Source organism: Propionispora vibrioides (assembly GCF_900110485.1).
Classification (GTDB): Bacteria; Bacillota; Negativicutes; order Propionisporales; family Propionisporaceae; genus Propionispora; species Propionispora vibrioides.
In genome coordinates, this window is record NZ_FODY01000038.1 from 19,868 (window position 1) to 28,247 (window position 8,380).

The window sequence follows — 8,380 nt, forward strand, 5'->3', positions numbered from 1 at the left end:
TTTAACACGAATACCAATTATTGTCAATGAGCGACCTGAATCAAAAACAAGGGCCAATAAAAACAAGTACACCCCTACCGAGTATCAAAGGGGCGTCAGACTGTGTGAAAATTCACTATAAATCCCCACTTATACACTGATCGTTTTTTCTAATCAATTCTGACCAATTGGGGAATCCATAAAAGAGACCATGTTTTATACAAGCACTAGCTCACGGTTTTTCCCTAGCCCTCTCAAGATTTCTTCAACTCCAGGTATGCTCATGATTCGTCTTAAGTTATAGGCTAAGAGTGACAAAGCTATCTTTGCGTTAACCAAATTCTTTTGGCCGAAAATAAAAAAGCACGCAGGAAGAGCACGTGGGGATGGTTTCAGAATCATCAGTACCGTCCCCATTAATCGTACAGCCAACTATTTTTCTCAATATGTCAACAGGTACCTTCATTCTATTATATATTGGAATTGTACTATTAAGACAATGCCTATTCCTCCAATCAATCAATAAACGTCAAGCAGAGTTGTTCCAAAAACATCTCGGGCGTATAATCACGTACATGTCTTTGAAACAAATAGGAATCTTTACTTAAAGCCACCAACAGCATATCCGCTTTAAAGCTGCTGTTCGGATGATTATGCCCTTGTTTGTCAGCATTCATTTCATCAAATAGTGCCACAAATAATTGATGCAAGTCCTCATGCAAGGGGCTTCGCTTAGAGGATTTAAGTGAGTTGGTTGCAGGGGACTCCTCAACCCCGCTAATCAATTGTGCCCGTTTCTCTCTAAAACGGATAAACAAGTGAAGTATTCCTTTAAGCCGTTGACCCGGAGGATCATTCCGGTTCTTCTCCAGGTATTCATCAATAATGTCAAAAAGAAGGACAATATTATCTTTAATTAAATCTAGACATAATTCACTTTTATTTCTATAACGGCGATAGAGGGTTCCGGGACCGATTTGTGCTTCAGCGGCAATTTGATTCATGCTAACTTGTTCAACACCATTTTGTTCAAACAACTTAAGCGCCGTATTCAATATTCGCTGACGGTTTTCCGCCGCATCACGACGTTCGGGACGAGCGCGGTCTATATCTTTTCCATTCATTCGATTCTTCACCTCTAAAGTTTAATTCTAATCCCATTGACAAGTGGAGACATCTCCGCTTATTATTAAAAGGGAGATATCTCCACTTAATAATAACCGATAGAAAGGGAGTTTACAATCATGCAAAACCAAACTAATAACGCCGCACTACTGGTAATGGATATGCAAAACGGTATTGTATCACGCCTCGGCGAAAATACGAACGTATTGGTTCAAGTTCAAAAAGCGATTGAAACTGCACGAAAAAATCAAATTCCGGTTATTTTTGTCAGAGTCGGCTTTAGCGAAGGTTATCCCGAAGTCAGTCCCCAAAACAAGTCATTTTCACTACTGCCTAAATACGGTGGAATGACGGTATCTGATGAAGCAACGCAAATTCATGAAACAATTCATCCCCTGCCAAATGAACCTGTTGTGACCAAGTACCGCGTCAGTGCCTTCGCAGGCAGCAATCTTGAAATCATTCTGCGCTCACAACAAATTGATACGCTTGTTCTCAGTGGTATAGCTACAAGCGGTGTAATACTATCCACTTTACGGGAAGCAGCGGATAAAGATTATATTCTTACCGTTCTTTCCGATGCATGTTTTGATCCCGATCCTGAAGTCCACCGCGTGCTCACTGAAAAAGTGTTTCCCCGTCAGGCGGCTGTACTTACGGTCAACGATTGGACCAACAGCTTAACTTCCAATTAAAATCTTTAACCGCACAAGGAGTCAACCAATCATGTCAAGCAGGGACACCTTCTCATGGAGATTCGTTGCACCGCTATACATGGGATCTACGCTAAATCCGATCAATAGCTCCATAATCGCCACCGCATTAGTACCGATCGCTGCAGCCCTTCATGTTTCTGTAGCTCAAACCACCCTGTTAGTTACGTCACTTTATCTGGCAAGTTCGATTGCTCAGCCTACTGCCGGAAAACTTTCAGAAGAGTTCGGACCCCGCCGGGTATTCCTGACGGGAATTCTCCTGGTGCTGATTGGAGGCATAATCGGAGGCCTGGGACACAACTTAATCATGTTAATCGTGGCTCGTGTCTTTATTGGCATCGGAACTTCAACCGCTTATCCATCGGCCATGCTCCTTATTCGCCGGCAGGCTGACTCGGCCGGACTGTCTGAACCGCCCGGTCATGTATTAGGGGCTCTGCAGATCGCCGGAGTGGCGACGGCTGCGGTGGGGCTCCCCATTGGCGGGGTACTCGTGGATGCCTGGGGCTGGCGTACGACATTCCTGGTTAATATACCCTTTGCACTCATTGCATTGGTCATGGCCGCGCTGTGGATTCCACGGGACGTGCCCATCCAGGGGATGAAGACAGCCCGGGAAATAGCATCACGCATCGACGCTCCTGGCATCACCGGATTCGCTGCGACCACAACTGCCTTGCTGGTATTTCTGTTCTCATTGCCTAATCTATTATGGACAGCCCTCGGTTTATCCGTAGTTTTGGGCGTTTTTACGATTGGGTGGGAACTCAGAGTAAAACATCCCTTCCTTGATGTACGTATGCTCGCCTCAAATCCAGCGCTTACCCGTACCTACACACGTTTCATGTTAATGACGCTATGTATGTATACGGTGTTGTACGGTATCACTGCCTGGATTGGATCAACACATGTTGTCTCCTCTCTAGAGGTAGGGTTACTTCTCCTTCCTATGAGCGTACTTTCTGCGTTTGTGGTAGGGCCCATTTCGAAACGGAATCTGGTACGTGGCCCGTTAATCGTGTCTGCAGCCTCATCCACTGTTGCATCGATTGGAGTATTATTTCTTACCGCCAGTTCGTCAATGATTTGGCTACTGATTATTACCCTTATCTTCGGTATCACTATGGGAACAATGGTTAGCGGTAACCAAACAGCGCTATATACGCAGGTTACCGCTAGCCAGATTGGTACCGCTTCCGGGCTGTTCCGCACCTTCGGGTACATCGGTTCTATCGCTTCTTCAGCCATAATCGGCATAGCATTCCATACAGTGGTTTCAGATAGTGGCATGCATGCTATTGCCCTCACCATGATAACGGTCAGTGTCGTGGCGCTGTTCATTACTATCACTGACCGCCAGCTCTGAACACTTACAAAAGCACTTCTTAAATCTTTTATCCCATTTTTTTCAGACTGCCGGTATAGTTGGGTGTATCTTTGGAGGAAAAGCGGCATATTGCCTGCTTTTCACGGACTTGCGCTTATCCCGCTGATTTTATCTTTTTATTCCGGGGATCGTTCCGCAACCAGCGACGAACCGATATCCTTCAAGACAGTGTGCAGATCTTTTCTTTCCTGCGCCGGTCCATTTCGCATACCGGTAACGACAGGTACCTCTGTCACAGCAAATTCCAGCAGCTCAAACATGTGTCTCGTATAATCAATATACGACTGGAACAGGCCGGAATCAGGATTACCCTGATTAAACGTGAGAATCAGCCTTTTTTGCGCGGCACTTTCTTCTTTGAAATACGGCGAGTATCGCGGCGAGTATCGCGCAAACAGCCTGTCGATGAAGATCTTCGCCTGGGCACTCATCTGCATCATGTAAATCGGCGAGCCGAAAACAATAGCATTGGCCTGATCAATCGCATCATTAAGTTTCTGCATATCGTCCTTGATAACACAGCCCTGATCGCCTTGGTGGCAGCCCCAGCAACCCCGGCACGGTTTAATATCAAGATCGCTAAAATACCAGGCTTGCGTTTCGGCACCCTGTTCTTTCGCACCTTCGAGTATTTTATTTACTATCCAGGCGGTATTGCCTGTTTTCCGCGGACTTGCGATAATTCCGATAATGTTCATCTTTCTTCTTTCCTCCTTATGACGGCTTGTTCTGTAGCTGATGTATTGATTTTATAAATGTCAATTCATTACGATTTAATAAGTCTGACTCCCAGATCAAATGCTTTTTGCAAATCCTCGGCCGCTATTTTTTCGACACGATTAGCTTTTTCTTCTTTATCCGGCATCAGATACACGTACTTTGAATAATCGTCAAATAGAACAGTATTTGTTAACGTCAGCAGTTCACAACTACCCAATGTGCGGCCCATAATTCCCGCAAAATTAGTTAAGGTATCCTTAAACCCTCTCTCAACATAAATTTCATCATTAACATTCATGGTTGCAATCAAAGCGGTTTTAAAGTTTTTGGGTTTAGGGCCTGTAGACGTACCACCGTAATCAAGATATTGAAACAGCAATCTGTCTGTAAATGAACGCATTTGCCCTGATAGATTTCCATAATAAACAGGCGAACCGAGCACAATAACATCGGACTCCTCAATACGCCGGAGAAGCGGTTTAAGTTCATCATCTACCACACAGTGTCCATAAGCTTTACTATTCTTCAATTTACAAGCACAGCAACCGGTACAGCCCTTATAGTTTAAATCAAAGAGATTGATCAATTCAGTTTCCGCATCCACTGATTCTGCGCCAGCCATGACTTGGTGCAACATGGCTGAGGTATTGCCATGCTTTCTTGCACTACCACATAAAGCGATGAGTTTCATAATTATCCTCTTCTTTCTATCGTTTAGTTAAAAATAATTTTGTCAGTCAATCTTACATTTACCCGCTCGCCAGTCAGCCATGCATACAGCCGAACCTGCAGCAACAACCTCGCGAATGAATGGGCAGTATGCTGCCTTTCTTGGGTTGCTGCAATCATAACATCCCCGTTTAAACTGAATTTAAACTAAAGCAAAAAAGCACAGTCTCGCCATCCTCGGCGAAACTGTACTTTTTAATTCTCGTCTTATCAAAGTGGTAAGGTTACAGTAAAAGTTGTCCCTGCTCCTAAACTGCTCTCAACATGAATATGACCACGGTGCATATCAATGATCTTTTTAACAATGGAAAGTCCCAATCCGTTGCCCTGCTGAGATCGATTCCTGGCTTTATCCGCTTTGTAGAAGCGCTCAAATATATGAAGCCGGTCTTGTTCAGTCATGCCAATACCTGTATCGGAGATTCGGCAGACTGCATTTTCACCTTGCCGGTGCAACTCCACCCAAACAGTCCCACTCTCGGGAGTAAATTTGATACTATTATGGATGAGATTGATCCATACCTGGCTCATCAGGCTTTCGTCTGCTGTTATCTCCAACTGATCCAGGAATCCTTCCATTTCTATTTTTTTCTGCGTCCATTGGGGTTCGCAGGCCAGGATAATATTTTTTATCTGTTTATCCAAACGATAAGCGACAGGTGTAATCTCGCTGTTTTCCGCTTCGAGCGAAGCCAGTTTAAGCATATTGTCACTCAGCTCCGACAGCCGTATGCTTTCAGTTTCAATGATACTTAAAAAACGCAAACGATCCTCAGAACTTAATTGATTATTGCGCAGGGCCTGAGCAAAACCCCTGATGGAGGTCAAGGGCGATTGAATCTCATGGGACACGTTAGAAATGAAATCTTGCCGCATTTTCTCCAGCTGGTTTAGCTCCAATGCCATCTTATTTATGTTGTTAATCAGATCTTCAACCTCTTCAGTTGCATGAAAGCCTACGTGTACGCGGCTCGTAAAATCGCCGCGTGAAATTTTTTCAAGAGCCACTGTAATTGCGGCCATGGCTTGCTTGATTTGCGCTATATGTTTCATCTGGAATAAGCAAAAAAGCAGGATCGCCCCCAATAGGCCGAGCAGTGAGTTGATGATCTGAATAAATACAGGAGACAGGTTCTGTATGGCAACGGTAAATACATGGGAAGTTAAGAAAAAGGCCCCGCCAATACAGCCTACATATACTGCCAGCAACAGGACGGCCCGGAAAACAAATTTCAGAAGTTTTCCTTTATCCATGGTTTACACCTCCAAACGATAGCCAAGTCCCCGGATAGTCCTGATTTTAAAGTCACACTGTTCTTCCGGAAAACGTTCGCGCAACCGGTTAATATGGACGTCCAGCGTCCGTTCGTTTCCTTCAAAATCATAACCCCAAATATCCTCGATCAACTGCTCCCGGGAAATTGTCCGCCCCGGATAGCTGGCTAATTTGTATAGCAACTCGAATTCCTTGAGAGGAAGGGTTACATTCTCGCTGCCAACAGTTACTTCATAGGTTTTGCGGTTCATCGACAATTTTCCAATCTGAACGAGCTGGGATGCTACAATTTGATAGCGCTTCAATAATGCCTTGACTCTAGCCACCAACTCCAAAGGATCAAAAGGCTTAACCAGGTAATCATCCGTTCCGAGTTCGAACCCTTTAATTTTTTGACTTGTTTCTCCTTTAGCCGTTATCATAAGCAACGGAATATCATAACTCTCCCGCAGTTCGCGGCACAACTGCCAGCCGTCCATGTTGGGCATCATGATATCAAGAATAACCATATCCACTTTTACTGTTTCAAGCTTTGCCAGAGCTTCCACACCATCGGCAGCCTCATATACCGCAAAGCCTTCCTTGCTCAAAAACACTTTTATCAATTCTCTAATATGCAGGTCATCATCTACGATCAAAATGTTTCCCATCGTGCTTCCTCACTTTACTTATAACAGTTTCCCCAGGTAATATCCCATCTAGATCTATCTTATCAACATACACCATCTATTTAAACTGAATATAAACAATTATTCAACTCATAAAAAATGGGCCCCAGCTTAAGGGGCATGGAAAAACTAATATCCAACTCCAAAGGTTCTCTATTTCATTATTTATCCGGTTATATTCTACCCCATAAATATGGCAGCCAATTTATGCATAAATTATAATATTATGCGAAGCAGTCATCTTAATTGAACTAATAGATAGTTAGAATCTTGGGAGGTAGTAGTAGATGATACATTCTTTTTTGATGATAGGACAATCTAATATGGCAGGGCGTGGATATGTCCAAGATGTACCAATAATATGTAATGAACGCATTAAAATGTTGAGAAATGGACTCTGGCAAATAATGATAGAGCCTATTCATTGTGATAGACCCTTTACTGGAATAGGACCAGGGGCATCGTTTGCTTCCGCATGGTGCAATAAAAATGAAACTGAAGAAATTGGATTAATTCCTTGTGCAGAAGGCTCTAGCAGTTTAGATGATTGGACTGTTGGTGGAGTGTTGTTTGAAAATGCTGTATTTCAATCTGAATTGGCACAACGAACAAGTAAATTAGACGGAATTCTGTGGCACCAGGGAGAAAACGACTGTAATCCAGAAGGTGTCAATCATTACTATGAGAAATTTTTAGTTATAGTAGAAACTCTCCGCAGAAGATTAAATGTTCCTGATATTCCAGTGATTGTTGGTGGGTTAGGTGATTATTTAAATACTGGTAAATATGGGCGTTATTTTCGTGATTATTCTTTGATAAACAAAGTTCTGCTTGAATTTGCGAATACACAGGATAATTGTTATTTTATTACTGCTTCTGATTTGAAAGCAAATCCAGACAATATCCATTTCAACGCAAAATCACAAAGAATTTTTGGCCTTCGATATTTTGAAGCGTATGACAAAAGAATTAATATATTAGAACCAATGAAAGAGGAAATTTCAAAAATTAACGAATTGAATAACAAACCTTTGTCTAAAGCAGAAAAAACAGCATTAATAGGTAACGAATTTGGTAAAGGGAATATGTCTTTGGAGGAGTATGAGGAACAGTTATCTAAAGTAAATGATAAAGAATAGTATATTTACCATTTAAGTTAACCTGTTAACATTTCAATTCCATATGCAAGATAGGATAAGGTTTCCCTGCCCCATCAAATTCAGAACGGTTTATGACATAAAACCCCATATGCTTATAAAAACCAACAGCCTGATCATTCTGCTCATTAACATCTACCCGTTTCACCTTTTGTTGCTCTATCGCATAAATAAGCAACTCTTTTCCTATACCCTTGCCTCGCGATACAGGATTAATAAACAGCATTTCAAGGTTATCATCTGCTATACCCATAAAGCCAGTAATTTCAAGGTTACTATCTTTGTGACAAAATAAATTCACATGGTAGAAATATTCGTTCAAGATTAATGGCTTATAAAATTGAAAGTCTTCTTCTTTGAGGAAGTCATGCGTTGCCCGAACCGAGTTTTCCCAAATATTAATCAACGTTTCATAATCATTTATAGACGGTTGAACAATCATACTAAAATCCACTCCTTATTCAAAATACTCCCAGGGACGATTCTGCTGAGCCATTAGATATTTATCGAAATTATTCCGTAAAGTACGCAGTCGAGTAGAGGCGGAACTCACATTCCAGCCCCCCTCACGGAACCGGACTTGCCCTATTAAGGCATCCGGCTCTTCATAGCAGCATTTACTT

Annotated in this window: 9 protein-coding genes; 3 read left to right on the forward strand and 6 right to left on the reverse strand. The window is 42.5% G+C overall.

Annotation, left to right across the window (positions count from 1 at the left end; genetic code table 11):
• Positions 1-494 precede the first annotated feature (494 nt).
• A complete protein-coding gene (locus BMW43_RS19720; protein WP_091751960.1) occupies positions 495-1,103 on the reverse strand; it encodes a TetR/AcrR family transcriptional regulator in 609 nt (202 codons plus the stop codon).
• 120 nt (positions 1,104-1,223) lie between these two features.
• Here BMW43_RS19720 and BMW43_RS19725 point away from each other — a divergent pair, with 120 nt between their 5' ends.
• Positions 1,224-1,799: a cysteine hydrolase family protein gene (locus tag BMW43_RS19725; protein ID WP_091751963.1), complete on the forward strand. Its 576-nt coding sequence runs from the start codon at positions 1,224-1,226 to the stop codon at positions 1,797-1,799.
• A 31-nt stretch (positions 1,800-1,830) separates the two neighbouring features.
• Positions 1,831-3,186: an MFS transporter gene (locus tag BMW43_RS19730; protein ID WP_091751966.1), complete on the forward strand. Its 1,356-nt coding sequence runs from the start codon at positions 1,831-1,833 to the stop codon at positions 3,184-3,186.
• A gap of 137 nt (positions 3,187-3,323) precedes the next feature.
• Here BMW43_RS19730 and BMW43_RS19735 read toward each other — a convergent pair whose 3' ends face one another.
• From BMW43_RS19735 to BMW43_RS19750, 4 genes are all read right to left on the reverse strand, one after another.
• Positions 3,324-3,905 (reverse strand): flavodoxin family protein, encoded by a 582-nt coding sequence (locus BMW43_RS19735; protein WP_091751969.1) that lies wholly within the window; start codon positions 3,903-3,905, stop codon positions 3,324-3,326.
• 68 nt (positions 3,906-3,973) lie between these two features.
• Entirely contained in the window at positions 3,974-4,618 is a 645-nt protein-coding gene (locus BMW43_RS19740) for a flavodoxin family protein (RefSeq protein ID WP_091751972.1), read from the reverse strand.
• 248 nt (positions 4,619-4,866) lie between these two features.
• Positions 4,867-5,910, reverse strand: coding sequence for a sensor histidine kinase (locus BMW43_RS19745; RefSeq protein WP_091751975.1), 1,044 nt, complete (start codon positions 5,908-5,910; stop codon positions 4,867-4,869).
• Positions 5,911-5,913: 3 nt separating this feature from the next.
• Positions 5,914-6,582: a response regulator transcription factor gene (locus tag BMW43_RS19750; RefSeq protein WP_091751977.1), complete on the reverse strand. Its 669-nt coding sequence runs from the start codon at positions 6,580-6,582 to the stop codon at positions 5,914-5,916.
• Positions 6,583-6,887: 305 nt separating this feature from the next.
• Between BMW43_RS19750 and BMW43_RS19755 the strand changes: the two genes are divergently transcribed.
• Entirely contained in the window at positions 6,888-7,739 is an 852-nt protein-coding gene (locus BMW43_RS19755) for a sialate O-acetylesterase (protein WP_091751980.1), read from the forward strand.
• 25 nt (positions 7,740-7,764) lie between these two features.
• Here the strand turns inward: BMW43_RS19755 and BMW43_RS19760 are convergent, their stop codons facing one another.
• Positions 7,765-8,199 (reverse strand): GNAT family N-acetyltransferase, encoded by a 435-nt coding sequence (locus tag BMW43_RS19760; protein ID WP_091751983.1) that lies wholly within the window; start codon positions 8,197-8,199, stop codon positions 7,765-7,767.
• Between the last annotated feature and the right edge of the window lie 181 nt (positions 8,200-8,380).

What these genes read in the sequence shown, in the direction of transcription:
- BMW43_RS19740 (WP_091751972.1), bottom strand. Translation starts at nt 4,618, where the DNA reads ATGAAACTCATCGCTTTATGTGGTAGTGCAAGAAAGCATGGCAATACC.
- BMW43_RS19720 (WP_091751960.1), bottom strand. Translation starts at nt 1,103, where the DNA reads ATGAATGGAAAAGATATAGACCGCGCTCGTCCCGAACGTCGTGATGCG.
- BMW43_RS19735 (WP_091751969.1), bottom strand. Translation starts at nt 3,905, where the DNA reads ATGAACATTATCGGAATTATCGCAAGTCCGCGGAAAACAGGCAATACC.
- BMW43_RS19725 (WP_091751963.1), top strand. Translation starts at nt 1,224, where the DNA reads ATGCAAAACCAAACTAATAACGCCGCACTACTGGTAATGGATATGCAA.
- BMW43_RS19760 (WP_091751983.1), bottom strand. Translation starts at nt 8,199, where the DNA reads ATGATTGTTCAACCGTCTATAAATGATTATGAAACGTTGATTAATATT.
- BMW43_RS19730 (WP_091751966.1), top strand. Translation starts at nt 1,831, where the DNA reads ATGTCAAGCAGGGACACCTTCTCATGGAGATTCGTTGCACCGCTATAC.
- BMW43_RS19755 (WP_091751980.1), top strand. Translation starts at nt 6,888, where the DNA reads ATGATACATTCTTTTTTGATGATAGGACAATCTAATATGGCAGGGCGT.
- BMW43_RS19745 (WP_091751975.1), bottom strand. Translation starts at nt 5,910, where the DNA reads ATGGATAAAGGAAAACTTCTGAAATTTGTTTTCCGGGCCGTCCTGTTG.
- BMW43_RS19750 (WP_091751977.1), bottom strand. Translation starts at nt 6,582, where the DNA reads ATGGGAAACATTTTGATCGTAGATGATGACCTGCATATTAGAGAATTG.